The organism is Nocardiopsis sinuspersici (assembly GCF_001998325.1).
In the GTDB taxonomy this organism is placed as follows: Bacteria; Actinomycetota; Actinomycetes; order Streptosporangiales; family Streptosporangiaceae; genus Nocardiopsis; species Nocardiopsis sinuspersici.
In genome coordinates, this window is record NZ_MCOK01000001.1 from 2,564,828 (window position 1) to 2,581,011 (window position 16,184).

The 16,184-nt window shown below is 70.7% G+C and carries 14 protein-coding genes; 5 read left to right on the plus strand and 9 right to left on the minus strand.

What is annotated here, in order from left to right:
* Positions 1-99: 99 nt before the first annotated feature.
* Positions 100-1,539 (minus strand): sodium/glutamate symporter, encoded by a 1,440-nt coding sequence (locus NOSIN_RS11035; RefSeq protein ID WP_077693536.1) that lies wholly within the window; start codon positions 1,537-1,539, stop codon positions 100-102.
* Between the two features lie 403 nt (positions 1,540-1,942).
* Positions 1,943-3,424, minus strand: a complete 1,482-nt coding sequence (locus NOSIN_RS11040) for a sodium/glutamate symporter (RefSeq protein WP_077690652.1) — start codon at positions 3,422-3,424, stop codon at positions 1,943-1,945.
* 362 nt (positions 3,425-3,786) lie between these two features.
* Here NOSIN_RS11040 and NOSIN_RS11045 point away from each other — a divergent pair, with 362 nt between their 5' ends.
* Positions 3,787-4,302: a DoxX family protein gene (locus tag NOSIN_RS11045; RefSeq protein ID WP_077690653.1), complete on the plus strand. Its 516-nt coding sequence runs from the start codon at positions 3,787-3,789 to the stop codon at positions 4,300-4,302.
* A gap of 89 nt (positions 4,303-4,391) precedes the next feature.
* Positions 4,392-5,210 (plus strand): metallophosphoesterase family protein, encoded by an 819-nt coding sequence (locus tag NOSIN_RS11050; protein ID WP_077690654.1) that lies wholly within the window; start codon positions 4,392-4,394, stop codon positions 5,208-5,210.
* A 650-nt stretch (positions 5,211-5,860) separates the two neighbouring features.
* Here the strand turns inward: NOSIN_RS11050 and NOSIN_RS11055 are convergent.
* Complete coding sequence (locus tag NOSIN_RS11055; protein WP_143832917.1) at positions 5,861-6,043, minus strand: hypothetical protein; 183 nt, start codon at positions 6,041-6,043, stop codon at positions 5,861-5,863.
* 246 nt (positions 6,044-6,289) lie between these two features.
* On the opposite strand from NOSIN_RS11055, the gene NOSIN_RS11060 reads away from it, so the two are divergent.
* Positions 6,290-7,348, plus strand: coding sequence for a hypothetical protein (locus tag NOSIN_RS11060; protein ID WP_077690656.1), 1,059 nt, complete (start codon positions 6,290-6,292; stop codon positions 7,346-7,348).
* Between the two features lie 717 nt (positions 7,349-8,065).
* On the opposite strand, the gene NOSIN_RS11065 is transcribed toward NOSIN_RS11060, so the two are convergent.
* Positions 8,066-8,860 (minus strand): SAM-dependent methyltransferase, encoded by a 795-nt coding sequence (locus NOSIN_RS11065; RefSeq protein WP_143832918.1) that lies wholly within the window; start codon positions 8,858-8,860, stop codon positions 8,066-8,068.
* Positions 8,861-9,172: 312 nt separating this feature from the next.
* Between NOSIN_RS11065 and NOSIN_RS11070 the strand changes: the two genes are divergently transcribed.
* Entirely contained in the window at positions 9,173-9,508 is a 336-nt protein-coding gene (locus NOSIN_RS11070) for a hypothetical protein (protein ID WP_077690658.1), read from the plus strand.
* A 164-nt stretch (positions 9,509-9,672) separates the two neighbouring features.
* Here NOSIN_RS11070 and NOSIN_RS11075 read toward each other — a convergent pair whose 3' ends face one another.
* A complete protein-coding gene (locus NOSIN_RS11075; RefSeq protein ID WP_077690659.1) occupies positions 9,673-9,999 on the minus strand; it encodes an ArsR/SmtB family transcription factor in 327 nt (108 codons plus the stop codon).
* Positions 10,000-10,138: 139 nt separating this feature from the next.
* Here NOSIN_RS11075 and NOSIN_RS11080 point away from each other — a divergent pair, with 139 nt between their 5' ends.
* Positions 10,139-11,233 carry an NADH:flavin oxidoreductase/NADH oxidase gene (locus NOSIN_RS11080; protein WP_077690660.1) on the plus strand — a complete coding sequence of 365 codons (1,095 nt, stop codon included), beginning with the start codon at positions 10,139-10,141 and terminating at the stop codon, positions 11,231-11,233.
* A gap of 116 nt (positions 11,234-11,349) precedes the next feature.
* Here the strand turns inward: NOSIN_RS11080 and idi are convergent, their stop codons facing one another.
* The 4 genes from idi to NOSIN_RS11100 form a co-directional block, all read right to left on the minus strand.
* A complete protein-coding gene (gene idi, locus NOSIN_RS11085) occupies positions 11,350-11,967 on the minus strand; it encodes an isopentenyl-diphosphate Delta-isomerase (RefSeq protein ID WP_077690661.1) in 618 nt (205 codons plus the stop codon).
* Positions 11,968-12,044: 77 nt separating this feature from the next.
* A complete protein-coding gene (locus NOSIN_RS11090) occupies positions 12,045-12,899 on the minus strand; it encodes a geranyl diphosphate 2-C-methyltransferase (RefSeq protein ID WP_077690662.1) in 855 nt (284 codons plus the stop codon).
* A 113-nt stretch (positions 12,900-13,012) separates the two neighbouring features.
* Entirely contained in the window at positions 13,013-14,356 is a 1,344-nt protein-coding gene (locus NOSIN_RS11095) for a family 2 encapsulin nanocompartment cargo protein terpene cyclase (RefSeq protein ID WP_375539645.1), read from the minus strand.
* Between the two features lie 35 nt (positions 14,357-14,391).
* Positions 14,392-15,795 carry a family 2B encapsulin nanocompartment shell protein gene (locus NOSIN_RS11100; protein WP_077690663.1) on the minus strand — a complete coding sequence of 468 codons (1,404 nt, stop codon included), beginning with the start codon at positions 15,793-15,795 and terminating at the stop codon, positions 14,392-14,394.
* Positions 15,796-16,184: the final 389 nt, after the last annotated feature.

A 16,184-nucleotide genomic window follows, 5' to 3' on the forward strand; every position in this document is an offset into this window, starting at 1 on the left:
AGCGTGCGGGCGGTCGCATCCCCGTGGACGGGGCCCGGGTGGGTGCGCGACCATGCGCGCCGGGAGATCCTCTCCGTTTCCCGTGCGGCCGTGGGCACCCTAGCGCCGACGGCCGCGCCCGAGCACGAACAGACCGGTGAACAGGCTGACCGCCAGCACGACCGCCATGATCGCCAGGAAGCCCACCGGGCCCACGTGAGGGCTGAGGATCAGCGGGATCGCGGCCGCGGTGACCAGGCCGCCCGCGAAGAACGGCTCGAAGACCAGCTGCTTGTAGCCGAACGCCAGGTAGGCGGACGACTTCATCTCCGGATCGACCATGCGCATCAGTGCCAGGCCGGTGGCGGTGATGCCGAGCGACTTGCCGAACTCGCCGAGGCCCCGTTCGAACCAGTGGCCGGGCATCATCCGGGGCGCCAGGAACAGGAAGGCGCACACCGACCACAGGACGCCCGCGACGGCGAGGATCGCGAAGACGGCGAGGTCGGCGGTGATGCCCCGCAGCGGAACGGTGCCGATCGAGGTGAGGATCAGCATGTCCAGTGACAGTCCCTGGATCCGTTCGACACTCCTCTGGTCCACGACGTCGCCCCGGTCGAAGCGGCCGATGAGCAGTTGGAGGAGGGCACCGCCGACCATGGCCAGCGGGAACAGCGGTACGTAGGCCATGATCTGGATGGCGTCGGCCCACAGCGCCCGCTCCAGCCACTGCAATCCCATGAGCAGGAGCTGGCCGATCAGCACGGCGAGGGCGACCAGGCCGACGTGGAGTGTCAGCGGGTCGATGGAGGAGGGGTGGACCGTCATGGTCGACCCCTCGGAGCGGTCACCGCGCTCGATCAGCCCGGACCGCTCCTTGCCGGTGTTCCCGGCCTGGGGGCCGATGAAGCTGGACTGGCCTCGGCGCGCGCCCCGGTTGAGGAGGATGATCCCGACGATGACCCCGGACAGCAGGCCGACGGAGGCCAGGCCCAGGGCCAGGTCCTGCCCCGCGGCCCAGCCCGCCCGGTCGAAGGTGTCGCCCATACCCACCGCGGTGCCGTTCCCTCCCATGAAGCCGATCTCGATCAGCGCTCCGGAGATCACCGGCACGTCGAACAGCGGGGCGAGCACCAGCAGCGCGAGCAGCAGCCCGATCACGTACTGGCCGCTCGCGACGGTGACGCCGAAGGCGAGGTTGGACCCCGCCAGGCTCGCGGCCTCACGGAACCGGGGCAGGGGCTTGCCCAGGAAGAGGGTGGCGAAGACCACCGAGACGAGCAGGCCGGGCAGAGCGGCCCAGACCGAGACCACGTCGGGGCCGAAGAGACCGCCCCGGGCCAGGCCCGCGGTGAGGCTCCCGCCCCATCCTCGGTCGGAGAGCCACCCCATGAGGCTTCCGAGGACACCGGGGCCCAGGAGCAGCGCGATACCGCCTCCGATGACCGAGCCGGGCACGTGCAGTCTCTGCGGAAGCTTCCACCGGACCCGGATCAGCTTCACCACCAGCAGCAGCGCTCCCAGGAGCAGGAGTGCGAGTCCGACGGTGTCAGGGGTCATCTCCACCTCTCAGGCCGTCCCGTCCTGCGGGGAGGGGTGCGCCTCCGGGCACGGTCGTGCCGGGCGGGTACGCCCAGGATCGGGGCCGTGTCTGGAGACGGAGGCCACCACGGCCGGCGGGCGGCCGAGACCGGTCACCTCGCTCTCCCCCACGAGCCCTGCCGCTACCCAGCGGAGACGGAGCGTAACGCCCACATACGAGAGGCACCGGACGTCCGTCCCCGTGGGGCACCGGTTCCGTCGCGGTGCGCGGGCCCGACCCGCTGGCCACCGGCGGCCCTCCCGGACCGGCCGACGCCGCGGGCCGTGTGCACACACGGTCTTCCGAGAGCACGGCCACCGGGCCACGCACGGGGGCGGGCATCCCGACGCGGCGCGCGCCGGGGTGCCCGCCCCCGCCGTCTCAGGAGACCTTCTCCGCCTCCCGCACGGGTGCGGCGCCGCCCCGGCCCCGGCGCCCGCGTCCGAGCACGAACAGACCGGTGAGCAGGCTGACCGCCAGCACGACCGCCATGATCGCCAGGAAGCCCACCGGGCCCACCTGGGGACTGATGATCAGCGGGATCGCGGCCGCGGTGACCAGGCCGCCGCCGAAGAACGGCTCGAAGATCAACTGCTTGTAGCCGAACGCCGGGTAGGCGGGCGACCTCATCTCCGGGTCCACGACGCGCATCAGGACCAAGCCCGTGGCGGTGACGCCGAGCGACTGGCCGAACTCCCCGATGCCCCGCTCGAACCAGTGACCGGGCATCATCCGGGGCGCCAGGAACAGGAAGGCGCACAGTGACCACAGGACGCCCGAGACGGCCAGGATCGCGAAGGTGGCGAAGTTCTCGGCGATGGCCTGCAACGACAGGGTGGCCATCGCGGCGATGATCAGCACGTCCAGTGACAGTCCCTGGATCCGTTCGACGGTCTTCTGGTCCACGACGTCGCCCCGGTCGAACCGGTCGATGAACACCTGCAGGACGATGCCTCCGATCATGGCCAGCGGGAACAGCGGCACGTAGGCCATGACCTCGATGGTCTCGGCCCACAGCGCCCGCTCCAGCCACTGCAACCCCATGAGCAGGAGCTGGCCGATCAGCACGGCGAGGGCCACCAGGCCGAAGTGCAGCGTCAGCGGGTCCATGGAGGAGGGGTGGACCGTCATGGTCGCGCCCGGCGTGCGCTTGCCGTGCTCGACCAGTCCGGCCTGCTCGTCGTCGCTTCCTCTGGCGTCGGCGCTGATCACGTTGGACTTGCCGCGGCGCACGCCCCAGTTGATGAGGACGATGCCCACGATGATCCCGGAGAGCAGTCCCACGGTGGCCATGCCCAGGGCCAGGTCCTGCCCCGCGGCCCAGCCCGCCCGGTCGAAGGTGCCGCCCAGGCCGGCCGCGGTGCCGTGCCCGCCCAGGAAGCCGATCTCGATCAGGGCGCCGGAGAAGACCGGTACGTCGAACAGGGGGACGAGCACCAGCAGCGCGAGCACCAGGCCGATGACGTACTGGCCGCTGGCCATGGTGATCCCGAAGGCGAGGTTGGGTCCCGCCAGGCTCGCGGCCTCACGGAACCTCGGCATGGGCTTGCCCAGGAAGAGGCTGGCGAAGACCACCGAGATGAGCAGGCCGGGCAGCGCGGACCAGACCGACATCACCTCGGTGCCGAAGAGTCCGCCCTCGGCCGCGCGCTCGGCGAAGCCCCCGCCCAGGCCCCGGTCGGCCATCCAGCCCATGAGGCTCCCGAAGACGTCGGGCCCCAGGAGCAGCGCGATACCGCCGCCGATGATCGAACCGGGCAGGTACAGCTTCTGGGTCAGCTTCCACTTGACCCGGACCAGCTTCGATACCAGGAGCAGCACCCCCAGGAGCAGGAGTGCGAGGCCGACGGTCTCAGGGGTCATCTCTACCTCTCGTGGTCATCCGGTGGAAGAGGCGCGCACACCCGGACGCGGGGGGCGTCGAACGAGGGTGCCGCCTCGGTTCGGGCCGCGGCGGGGAGGTAGGGACACCACGGACCTGGAGTGACCGTGGCGCGACGATCACCCGCGGCATCCTACACACGCCGTGACAGTGGCGGACCTCTCAGCGACACGGCGCCGGGATGGCGATGATCACGCCCGGCGAGCGTGCACGCCGCTCGACCCGTCCGACGGGCCGGCTCGCTCCGAGGCGGGCGAACCGCATCTTTCCATTGACAAGATGAGTGCGCGTGGAGGAATATTTCCAGTGGAAAGATTCCGCGCCGGGCCCGGGAGGAAACCCCATGGCACCCCTCATCGTCCTCGTCGGCGTCACCGCCCTGCTGCTCGCCCTCGGCGCCGCGGGCGTACGCCCCCTGCGGTCGTGGCCGCCGGCCCTGCGGGGCGGGCTCGCCGCCATGTTCACCCTGACCGGCGTGTCCCACTTCGTAGGCATGCGCGAGGTGATGGTGGCGATGGTCCCGCCCGCGCTGCCCGCACCCGAGCTGCTGGTCACCGTCACCGGGATCCTCGAACTGGCCGGCGCGGCGGGCCTGCTGTGGGCGCGGACCTCGCCCTGGGCCGCGGCCGGACTCGGCGTCCTCCTGGTCGCGATGTTCCCGGCGAACGTTCACGCGATCACCACCCAGGTGAGCACGGGCCTGACCGACAACCTGCCGGTCCGCACCGCGATGCAGGTGGTGTTCCTGGCCGCGACGCTCGCCGTGCTCGTCCACCACCTGCGCGCCGGGCGCCGGGTGGACCCCGTCGGCACCGCCACCCCCCAGCGACACAGGACCGAGTCCACCGAACAAACCTAAGACCGCGCCGGGTGGATCCCGTCGGCACCGGGCACCGGAGCGCTGTGTAGGGTGGCCGCGAACCGGCGCCGACACGTGAGGACGGTGGGATGAGCCTGCTGGCCATCAGCGACCTGCACGTCCGGCACGGCGACAACCGCGCCTTCACCGAGGACCTGCGACCGGACTCGGAGGACGACTGGCTCCTGGTGGCCGGGGACGTCGCCGAGACGACCGCCGACATCCTCTGGGCGATGGAACTGCTGGCCGACCGGTTCGCCACCGTGGTCTGGGTACCCGGCAACCACGACCTGTGGACCGTGCCCGCGGACCCCCTCCAGCTGCGCGGACAGGAGCGCTACCAGTACCTGGTCGAGGCCCTGCGCGGCCTGGGCGTGCACACTCCCGAGGACCCCTACCCCCTCTGGCCGGGCCCCGACGGGCCGGTCGTCGTCGCCCCGCTGTTCGTGCTCTACGACCACACCTTCCGCCCCGAGGGCACCAGCACCAAGGAGGAGGCGCTGGCCGTCGCCCACGAGGCGGGGGTGGTGTGCACCGACGAGTATCTGCTCCACCCCGATCCCCATCCCGGGCGCGACGCCTGGTGCCGTGCCCGGCTGGAGTACACGCGCGCACGGCTGGACTCCCTCGACCCGGACCTGCCCACGGTGCTGGTCAACCACTTCCCGCTCGTGCGCGAGCCCACCCGGATCCTGCGCTACCCCGAGTTCGCCCAGTGGTGCGGCACCGAGGCCACCGCCGACTGGCACGTGCGCTACCGGGCCCGCGCCGTCGTCTACGGGCACCTGCACATCCCGCGCACGATCGTGGTCGACGGCGTTCCCCACGTCGAGGTCTCCCTCGGCTACCCCCGGGAGTGGGGTGCGCGCCCGCTCCCGCCCGAGGGGCCGCGCCGCGTCCTGCCGTAGGGCCACGGGACTTCGGGCTCCGCCGCCCGCCATCCGCCGCTTCGCGGATCGGGGCGCGTCCCGGTCGGTACCGTCCGGATCCCTCACGGCCCGTTGGTGTGTCCGCCCCGCAAGGTTGAGGGGACCTCACGGGGCGGACCGGGGGGAGGGGGGAGGGGATTGCCTGCACGAGTCAACCGGACCCGCTGGCTGCGGGTGCCTCTTCGAATCTGATGATCATCCTAGAAGAGGGCATTCGAAATGCGCAAGGGAGACCAGATTTTTTTCCACACGAAGCGAGAAAAGGCTGTCCAATACCTACCTAGGGACTTATCTGATGCGACAACGGCGGATACAAGCTCCTACCCTCTCCCGAACACTCACGTAAGGCTTTGACCAGTGGGAACCCGCGGGCGGTAACCACCGTGAGGCCCCGAACGCCCACCGCAGTGATTCTCCTGAATTCAGGACATGTTGTGACGTGCATTCCCCACGGGGAACGACCCGCCCGGCAGAGCCCGGGAGGATAGCCGGAAAGTTTCCGGACGACCGATGGGGGCGCGCCGTCCGGCTGCCGCCCCGCCCGAGCGGTCGCCCGGGCGGGGCGGCAGCACCGCGGGAAGGCGCTGGTCAGGCCAGTGGGTTCAACGGGGCCGGCGGGGGCGGCGGGGTCAGCGCTCGGGGTCGCCGGCCCGGCTCAGGCGCACGGCCTCGTCCTGCCAGTGGCGCAACCGCCTCTGCATGCGGTTCTGGTTGTGGGACAGGGCGGCCATGGCGAAGGTCGCGACCAGGACGGCCCCGACGAGGAAGAACGTGATCGCGGTAGCGGTGACCAGGATGACGGTGACGTTCACGACGCACACCTCCGATGATCCTTTGTTTCTTCTGCGGTGCCGTCACGCAGACGGGAAAAGAAGTGGGAAACGCGTCGGGCCCGAGACCCGGCCAGTGGCTTGGGAGGCTAAGCTGGGACCTGGGTTCGGGACCTCTTGCGGAGGACCCGACTCAAGGTTAAGCTAAACCCTTCACACCCGGAAATGTCCATTTTGGGGACTATTCTCGGATAAGCGCACATCCAGGGGACGTGAAGGGTACATCCGATGTACGTCAGCATTCCCCATGCACAGGGAGAGTACGGGCATGCCCTGAGAGAGCTGCGCCGGGGGATCGGCTGCACGCCGGACAGGCTTTCGGAGAGCACCCTTCTCGAACGCACCCTTCGGGAGAGGATCGAGTCCCGGGGGGAAGAGGTCACGGCCGACCGCCTGATCATGGAACTCACCCACCTCATAGACTCCATCGGCGATCCCAAATTCCGTGAGTCCCTGCTTGTGGCGCTGCGCCTGGACCTGCGGTACCGGCAGCGCACCCTGATGGAACGCCGCAGGAACTACAACCGCGACCTGAGGAATTCACCGGACTCCGAGATGCGGCGCCTCCACGTGGACAACCTGCGCACCATGGAACGGCGCGAGAACAAGGCGACAGAACAGGTCGCCCGCTACCTGGACGACGGCCTCCAGGTGTCCGACAGGGCCCATCTGCGTGATTTCCCGCTGCGCCCGATCGCGCCCCAGGGAGAGCTCGCGGTGGAGGCGATCTCCTACTCGTGCGCCTTCTCCGACACCGGCGTCCTGCGGACCCAGGACGTCACGCGGTGGGTGAGGGCGACATCACCGCAGACCAGCCCCGAACTGACGGTGACCCACCGGTACTTCAACGAGAACAAAACCGGCCTGTTGGATATCGAGAGCCTCTACGGCTGCCGTGTGGTCGAGCGCTCGGAGACCGTCAGCGGCGACCTCCTCGCCAGGATCAGCATCCACAAGGACCTCGCCCCCACGGACGGCGTCTACTCCTTCGGCTCCCGGATCAGTGTGAACAGCGACGCCACGTGCAGGCCCGTCATCGTGTGGCGTCCTCGCACTTCCTTCACCAGGCGCATAGAGTTCCACCTCAGGTTCGGAGAACCGCATCTTCCGGTCCGCGCGTGGTGGTTCGTCAGTTCCCAGGAGGTCGAAGGGGAACTGGAGCCTCCGCCCAGCGAGGGTCGGCACCTGGAGCACCTCGACGAAGGGAGGTACCTCTACAGGATATTCGAGAACGAGGACATCACACCCGACCTGCGTTACGGAATATCATGGGTGTGGCCGGGATAGTACATGCTTCGCGCAAAAGACCCGCAAAAGAGAGAACGTCAATGGAGAACGATGGCTGAGTGCCGCTGAGTGGCCCTAGGCGCCACCGGTGCTTTTCTGTGCGCCCGGATCCCTGACCGGACCGGGCGCCTGGATGCCCGGATTCAGCCCTCTCCGTTGTCCATGTTCCCCTTCCCCGGGCGGGCCCTCGCCAGCCTACCGGCCCGTCCACAAGACACGGTAGCCAAATCCATCTCGCATTCCAAGAGTCCCGGCCAGATCAATATTGTTTATCCCATTGTTCTTGGGACGAAGGTTTGAAAAGGATGCACGGCGGGAATCCTATTTCTTACCAGCGGAACCCGAAGCCTTCTGCGCGGGCTTCGCTGCTTCATCACCCGCGTCAACAGCCCCGTCACCCCTGCCCGACATGCTCGGACCGGGAATGGAAAAGCCTCGGTGTTCGCCGAGTGCGCTCTCGAACGCATACTCGGACGAACCCCGCGAGAAGGCCGGCCACTCCGATTCGTGATGGCCGGTGACCGATTCGGGGCAGGCCCCGCTCAACCGCTCTCGCGATCGCGGTGGCTGTTCCGGGCGCGACGGCGACCCCGTCCATGGTCGCCACTGAGAGCAGCCCGGCCACGTTCACGCCGGTTCGGACGTCGCCTTGGGGATCACCGGTACCGCCGGCCACCCACGGCTCGGCCAGGAGAGGGCGCTCGGGCCCGCGAAGGCTCAGGGCTTGCGGGCCAGGCCGCAGTACTCGTCCATCTCCCTGGCCCACCCCACCTGTGCGGGCTCGGGCCGCCACAGCGGGCAGGAGACCACGCCCGGCTCCACCAGCTCCAGGCCGTCGAACAGGGCGGTGAGCCGCTCGGGGGTGCGCAGGTGGTACACCGCCGACCCGGCCTCGTTCCACCGGCGCACCGCCTCGACCATCGCCTCCCCCGTCACCGCGCTGGTGCTGTGCACGATCGCCAGGAAGCTGCCCGGGGGCAGCGCGCCCATGAGGTGGTCCAGGATCGCCCTGGCCTCGGTGTCCTCGCCCACGAAGGGCAGGACGCCGAACAGGGTCACCGCCACCGGACGCCCCAGGTCCAGCGTCCTCGCCGCCTCCGCCAGGATGGCCGCGGGATCGCGCAGGTCGGCGTGCACGTAGTCGGTGGCGCCCTCGGGCGCTCCGCTCAGCAGGGCGCGCGCGTGGGCCAGCACCAGCGGGTCGTTGTCGACGTAGACCACCCGTGCGGCGGGGTTCGCGGCCTGGGCGACCTCGTGGGTGTTGTTGGCGGTGGGCAGACCGGTGCCGATGTCCAGGAACTGGTCGACGCCCTCGCTTCGCACCAGGTGGGTGACGACGCGCATGAGGAAGCTGCGGGTGGCCAGGGCGATGTCCACGATCTCGGGCAGGACCGCGGCGATCTGCTCGCCCGCCTCCCGGTCCACTGGGTAGTGGTCCTTACCTCCCAGCCAGTAGTTCCAGACGCGCGCCGAGTGCGACACCGTGGTGTCGACGAGGGGTGGGGTGGTCACGGTGCTCCAGGGGTGAACAGGGGGCGAGGGGCGAACACCCACAACCTACGAGCCGGAACAGAACGCGCGCACCGGCCTTTGGTCCTTCCGAGGACGGCACGCGGGCACGCGTCCCGGGACGGGTGTCCCCGGTCGTTCACCGGGCGTCCACCGGTCCTCCACTCCGTCGGCGGTACCCGGCGGCGGCCGTCCCCCTCGTGGAGACGGCCGCTTCCGGCCATCGGGCGCCGTGGCCTGGCCTTGCACCGGCGGAGCGAAACGGGGAGGGTTCACGACCCCCGTTGGTCACAGGGGCCGTACATCATGAGGCCCATGGAACGCTGCGATTTCTGTGAACTCCCCGTCGGCGGCGGATGCGCGTGCTCGCTCGGCCGGGACGGCCAGGGCACCCGCGGTCAGGGCGCCGGCGCCGCGACGGGGGACGCGCACCTGCCGGGGAAGGCCATCCTCATCTCGCCGAGGGGCGTGGCCCACCGGCCCGGCTGCCTGCACCAGTCCGAGTCCGAGGTGAAGGCACCGCTGTGGGGCTGGATCACCGATCCCGACCCTCGGTTGTGGCGCCGTCTCAGCGCGGGATCCCCGGCCCGGGCCACGCACGGCAACACCGAACGCGTCGCCACACGCCGCTGCCGGAGCTGCGACGCCTGAGGGCACGGGTCCCACCCGCGACCGGCGGCTCCACGCCGCCGACGCCCCCTGCCGGGTGCGGCCCCACCGCCCGGGGACCGCCCCCGGCGTTCCGGGGCTGCCCCGGGATGCCTCGGGCCGCCCGCGTCCGCTTGCGGCCGGCTACCCCACCGGTCGTCCACGGCCTACTCGGCGCCCAGGACCGCGCTGAGCAGACCGGGCATCCTCGCCTCCAGGTCGTCCTCGCGCAGTCGGCTCATGCGCGAGGTCCCCTCGTAGTACTGGCGGATCACCCCGGCCTCGCGCAGCACCCGGAAGTGGTGGGTGGAGGTGGACTTGCTCACCGGGAGGTCGAAGGCGATACAGGCCATGTCGTCGTGGCCCCGCGCCAACTCGCGCACGATCCGCAGGCGTATCGGGTCGGACAGCGCGCTCAGCACCGACTCCAGACGGATCTCGTCGCGGTCGGGGTGGTGGAGCCGCCGCTCGGGCACGGCCTTGTTCCTGGACATGCTCTGACCCTTCGTCGGCGCGGCTCACATCACAAAGTACGAGCATTGCCGTAGTTTGACAAGCTTCGTAGTACGACATGTATCGTACGAGCGTCGGCCCCACGGCCGCCACCGACGACGCCGAGACGAAGGACGCACCGTGAGCTCCTTGTTCACCCCGTTGACCCTGCGGTCGCTGACGATCCCCAACCGCGTGTGGATGTCCCCGATGTGCATGTACTCGGCCGCTTCGGAGGGGGATCAGGCCGGAGCTCCCACCGACTTCCACCTCGCGCACCTGGCCGACCGGGCCCTCGGAGGCGCGGGACTGGTGATGGCCGAGGCCACCGGGGTGCGCCCCGACGGGCGCATCAGCCCCTGGGACCTGGGACTGTGGAACGACCAGCAGCAGGAGGCCTTCTCCCGTGTCACCGCCGCCATCCGCTCCCACGGATCCGTCGCGGCCGTCCAGCTCGCCCACGCCGGGCGCAAGGCCTCCACGAACAGGCCCTGGCTCGGCGGCGGCCACCTGACCGGGGCCGAGGGCGGCTGGGAGACGGTCTCCCCCAGCGCCGAGGCCTTCTCCGGGCTGTCGACCCCCCACGAGCTGACCGAGGCGGAGATCGACCAGCTGGTGGCGGACTTCGCCGCCTCGGCCGAGCGCGCCCTGGCCGCCGGCTTCCAGGTCGCCGAGGTGCACGGGGCGCACGGCTACCTGCTCCACTCCTTCCTCTCCCCCGCGGCCAACCACCGCACCGACGCCTACGGCGGCGGCTTCGAGAACCGCACGCGCTTCCCGCTGCGGGTCGTGGAGGCCGTGCGCGAGGTCTGGCCCGAGGACCTGCCCGTGTTCTTCCGCGTCTCGGCCACCGACTGGCTGAGCGAGGACGCCGGGGACACCCGCCGGGGCTGGACCGGTGACGACACCGTCCTCCTGGCCAAGGAGTTGCAGGCCCGGGGCGTGGACCTGCTCGACGTCTCCACCGGCGGCGTGGTCCACGACGCCCGGATCCCCGTCGGCCCCGACTACCAGGTGCCCTTCGCCGCGCGCGCCCGCCAGGAGGCCGGTGTCCCCACCTCCGCCGTCGGTCTGGTCACCGACCCCCGCCAGGCCGAGGAGATCGTCGCCTCGGGCCGCGCCGACGCGGTGATGCTCGGCCGCCAACTGCTGCGCGAGCCCTACTGGGCCCACCGCGCCGCCGCCGAACTGGGCGCGCGCCCCGCGTGGCCCGAGCAGTACGGCTACGCGGTGTAGGTCCACGGCGGGTAGGACCGACCAGCCCATCGACCGCCCGGTGCGGGGCCGCCCGTTTCGGCCGGGCGCCCCGCACCGCCGTCACCGCACGGGACGCACCGTCCGCGGGGGCGGAGTCACCATTCGGGGCTCCCGGTCAGTTCGCGCACCGCGGGCAGCACTGCGTCGACCACCGTGGGGAACCACGCCGAGAACGGCAGGTCCCCGCACATGCGCTCCAGTTCCGCGGAGTCGGCGAACGCGGTCTCGGCGACCTCGTCCGGATCGGGGCGGAGCCGGCCGCGCACCAGGCCCACGAAGAGGTGGTTGTACTCCTGCTCCACCAGCCCGGAGTCGGGGTCCGGGTGGTTGTAACGCACCGTCCCGGCCTCACGCATGAGCGCGGGGGCCGTGCCCAGCTCCTCACAGGTGCGCCGGGCGGCGGCCACGAAGGGCGGCTCCCCGGGGTGCGGGTGGCCGCAGCAGGTGTTGGACCACACCCCCGGAGAGTGGTACTTGCCCAGGGCGCGGCGCTGGAGCAGCAGGCGGCCGCGGTCGTCGAAGAGGAAGACCGAGAAGGCCCGGTGCAGCCTCCCGGGAGGCAGGTGCGCGGAGATCTTCTCCGCGGTGCCGACCGTCGTCCCGTCCTCGTCGACCAGTTCGAGCATGACCGGCGCGCGGCCGGGGGCGAAGGCGGCTTCCGGGTCGGCCAAAGGTGCGGTGGAGCGGTGGTCGGCGGCTGGACCGGTGGGCATGGACGTCCTCCACGTTCGAACGTTCGACGGCGGATGCGGGGTCGCGGCGGCGCGGGGCCGCGCCGCCGCGCGACGGCTCAGACGCGGTCGGCCGCGATGAGCAGGTAGTGGAAGCTTCCCTCCCGGTACGCGGTGAGGAAGGGGTCCTCGATCCCGGTGGCCACCGAGGACCGCGCCCGCAGCTCCCAGTACGGGATCGTGCTCTCGGTGAGGTCGACGACCTCGATCGGGACGAGGCCGTTGGCCGCCATCGCCCTGAAGTACGCGCTGCGGGGGTGGATGTTGCAGGTGTAGTGCTCGTCGATGCGGCTGACGGCCTTGGAGCGGCCTCCGGTGACGTCGTTGTAGCAGCCGGTGATGGTGACGTAGCGGCCGCCGTACTCCAGCAGGCGGGCGTGCTCGCGGAAGAGGTCGAACAGGTCCACGTACATGGTGGACTCGTTGTTCCAGCTGGCGCGCAGGGAGCCCGCCTCGAAACCGGTGTCGAGCATGTTGCGGAAGTGGAACCGCACCCGGTCGGCCACACCCCTCTCCTCGGCCTGCCCGTTGGCGAAGGCGACCTGCTGCTCGGAGATCGTCACCCCGTCCACGTGGCAGCCGAAGCGCTGGTGGGCCATGAAGCTGGTGCCGCCCCGCCCCGAGCCGGTGTCCATGATCCGGTCGTCGGGCGAGATCGGCCCCAGGTGGTCCAGGAGCAGGTTCGCCTGCGCGGTCTCCAGGCGGTGCATCTCCCGGATGACGCGCTCGTCGCGGGTCTCCTCAGGGCCCTCGAGCACGGAGTGGTCGTAGTCGCCGATCCCGTAGTGGTGGTGGTACAGGCCGTCGACGTCGCCGAGGCGGATGTTGACGGGGTCCTTCTCGGCGTTCCAGTACGCCGCCACGGACTTCTGGTAGGCGGTGCGCAGGACGCTGGGGGCCATGGTCTCTGTCATGGGAGGGAGCTCCTTGTCGTGGTGTCCCGGCCGGTCGGGGCCGGGTGGAGTGCGGGTTGGGGCGCGTCGGGGCGGCGGGCGGTTCGGGGCGGGCCGTGCGGACCGCGCCCCGCTCAGGAGCCGTTCGCGCCGTGGTAGCGGGGGCTGCGGGCGTGCCATTCGCGGCTGCCGCCGAGCCAGGCCCACAGGCCCCACAGGAAGCGGCGCAGCTCCGGTGAGCCGCTGAGCGCCAGTGCGGCGGCCTCGGCCTCGAAGGCGTGCATCAGCTCGTCGTGGACCTCGACGGTGCGCTGGACGGCCTCGCTCAGCGAGCAGTCGTCCTCCGAGGCGATCAGCCTGGGCAGGCTGAGGTCGGTGACGTCCTCCTTGCCCATCGAGTACAGGTCGTTCACGATCACGCTCGCGCTTCCCGCCAGGGTGAACACGCGGCGCACGCTCGGCTGGGCGAACTCCGCCCAGGGGAGCTCGTATCCGGCGACCGGGTCGATGAGCGCCATGCACGGCACGAAGCTGTTCTCGTGCCGGTGCATGAGGAACTCCCACACCGGCGGCCTGTGCCCGGTGGCCAGCCAGACGGCCTCCTGGTTGTAGGCCACGAACATGATCGCCAGCTCGTGGCGGAGCCTGCGCACCTGCGCCGCCGTGGCGTAGGCGCCCAGGTTGGCCAGGCTGGAGCGGAGGGCGACCATCACGGGGTCCCCGCGGACGACCTCCTCCAACTGGGGCGCGTAGCGCCGCGGCAGGTGGGCCTGGTCGATGACCGAGTGCGCGATCGCCAGGCGCTGTCCGAGCAGCTCCGGATGCGCCTCCTCCGCCTCGCCGTCGACGTAGTGGTCGTCCACGGACCACTCGGCCAGGGCGCACTTGGCCGCCGCCAGCAGCCGGTCGGGGTCGTCGGTCTCGGGGTGGGCGAGCATGATGAGGCGCCCGAACCCGGCCGCGCGGACGCGGTCGAGCTGGCCGGGGTAGACACCCACCTCCGCGGCCCACTCGACCAGCCGGCCGTCGACCTCGTCCCCCAGGGCGGGGTCGTCGCGCATGGCGGGCGGGCAGTACAGCGCCGGGACCTGTTCGCCCCCTCCCCGCTCCCCCGGCGAGCCGTCGTCCTCCGGACGCTTCGTGCCGCCTCGCGGGCGGGCGGCGCCGGTCGCGGGAGCTCCGGGAAGGCGTGCTCCCACGGGATGGGCGGGGATACCCGGTGCGATGCCCGCCGCGGCGGTGCTCGGGCTCTGGTCGGCCGGGTGCGGCGAGGACAGCCGGAGCCGGAGCGCCGACGTCCCGGTCCCCGAGCGCCCGACGGGCAGCCGGGGCGCGGGCGGTGTCCGCGGGGCCGGTGCGGACGCGGGCGCCAGCAGGTCCCGTCTCCCCGGGCGCCGCGGGTCGCGGAGCAGGGCCTCCACCAGGCCCACCACCTCCGGGGAGGCGGCGGTGGCCGGTGTCGTGGACAGCGGTGACACCGTCTCAGACCTCCTTCCCTGACAGTGCCCGGATCTCAGCCACGCGGGTGGACCTCGGCGTTCTCCAGGATCCCGACGGCGTCGGGGACGAGCACCGCGGCGGAGTAGTAGGTGCTGACGAGGTAGGAGATGACGGCCCTGTCGTCGATGCCCATGAAGCGCGCGTTGAGGCCGGGCTCGACCTCGTCGGGCAGCCCGGTCTGGTACAGGCCGATGACGCCCTCGTTGTCCTCCCCGGTGCGGACCGCGATGATCGACGAGGTCTGGTGCTCGGAGACCGGGATCTTGCCGCACGGCAGGAGCGGAACGCCGCGCCACGCGGGCAGGTGGTGGCCGCCGACCTCCGCGGTGCCGATGTTCAGCCCCCGCTTGTTGCACTCCTTGCCGAAGGCCGCGATGGCCTTGGGGTGCGCGAACATGTACTGGGTGTTGCGGCGCATGCTCAGCAGGTCGTCCAGGTCGTCCGGCGTGGGCGGCCCCTCGTGGGTCTGGATCCGCTGCTTGAACTCGGTGTTGTGCAGCAGGCCGAACTCGCGGTTGTTGACCAGTTCGTGCTCCTGGCGCTCGCGCAGGGCCTGGATGGTCAGTCGCAACTGCTGCTCGGTCTGGTTCATCGGCTTGTTGTAGAGGTCGGCGACCCGGCTGTGGACCCGCAGCACGGTCTGGGCCACGTCCAGCTCGTACTCGCGCGGTTTGAGGTCGTAGTCGACGAAGGTGGCGGGGAGTTCGGCCTCGCCGACGTGGCCCGACGACAGGGCGATCTCGGCCTCGCCGTGCTTGTTCTGCCGCTGCTCGGGCAGGGACAGGTACTCCTGGACGTGGGCCTGGAGGGTGGGCGAGTCGTCCAGGATCGCGATGAACTCGCGCCGGGGCATCTCCAGCAGCGTGCCCGCCGTCGCGGCCTTGACGGTGAACTCCCACCGGGGTTCGGCGTCGAGCAGGTAGCGGTCGCCGAACTTGTCGCCGTCGGCCAGTACGCCCAGCCAGTTGGTGTCGCCGTAGTGGCCGCTGCTGGTCTTGTGCACACGTCCGTGCGCCAGCAGGTACAGGTGGTCGGCCGAGGTGCCCTCCTCCGCCAGCACCTGGCCGGGCTCGAAGTCGCGCTGGACGAAGCGGTCGGCCAGGGCCGTCAGCACGTCCACGTCGTCGAAGCCGCGCAGCAGGGCCAGCTCGCCGAGCTCCTGGGGGATGACCCGGACCTGCGCACCGGTCTGCGAGAACTCGATGCGTCCGTCGCCGATGGTGTAGGTCAGCCGCCGGTTGACCCGGTAGGCGCCGCCGTCGGTGTGCACCCACGGGAGCATCCTGGTCAGCCAGCGGGAGCTGATCCCCTGCATCTGCGGAACGGACTTGGTCGTGGTCGCCAGGTTGCGCGCGGCGGCGGTCCCCAGGCTCTGTTGCTTGCCGCTTCGTATCTCGGGAGCTGAATCGATCGACATCCGCCGGGTCTCTCCTGTGTGGTCGCGTGCCCGCTCCGCCGGGTCTGAGGGGACTCCGCGGAGCGGATCGGGAGGAAAAGGGGTCACGCCTGTTCGGATACGTGGGCTGACCAGGGCCGTTGACGCCCAGGCAGCGCTCCGTAAACCGTTGACAACCCTAGGACCGGCCATTCGGGACGTGCAAGATAATCACGATTCCCATTGGAATCGGGAGAGGAATGCATGTCCCATAACTACGTTGGTCCTTATCGACCACCAGGAGGAGTGTCCTCGCGCCCGCAGGCACCTCCTGTTCTCTTATCGGGACCCTGACCAGGAGGAACAAACCCGCACTCACCCGCGCCGGGCGCACCGACTCCAGGAACTCCCCCGTGAATGAATTCCATGAA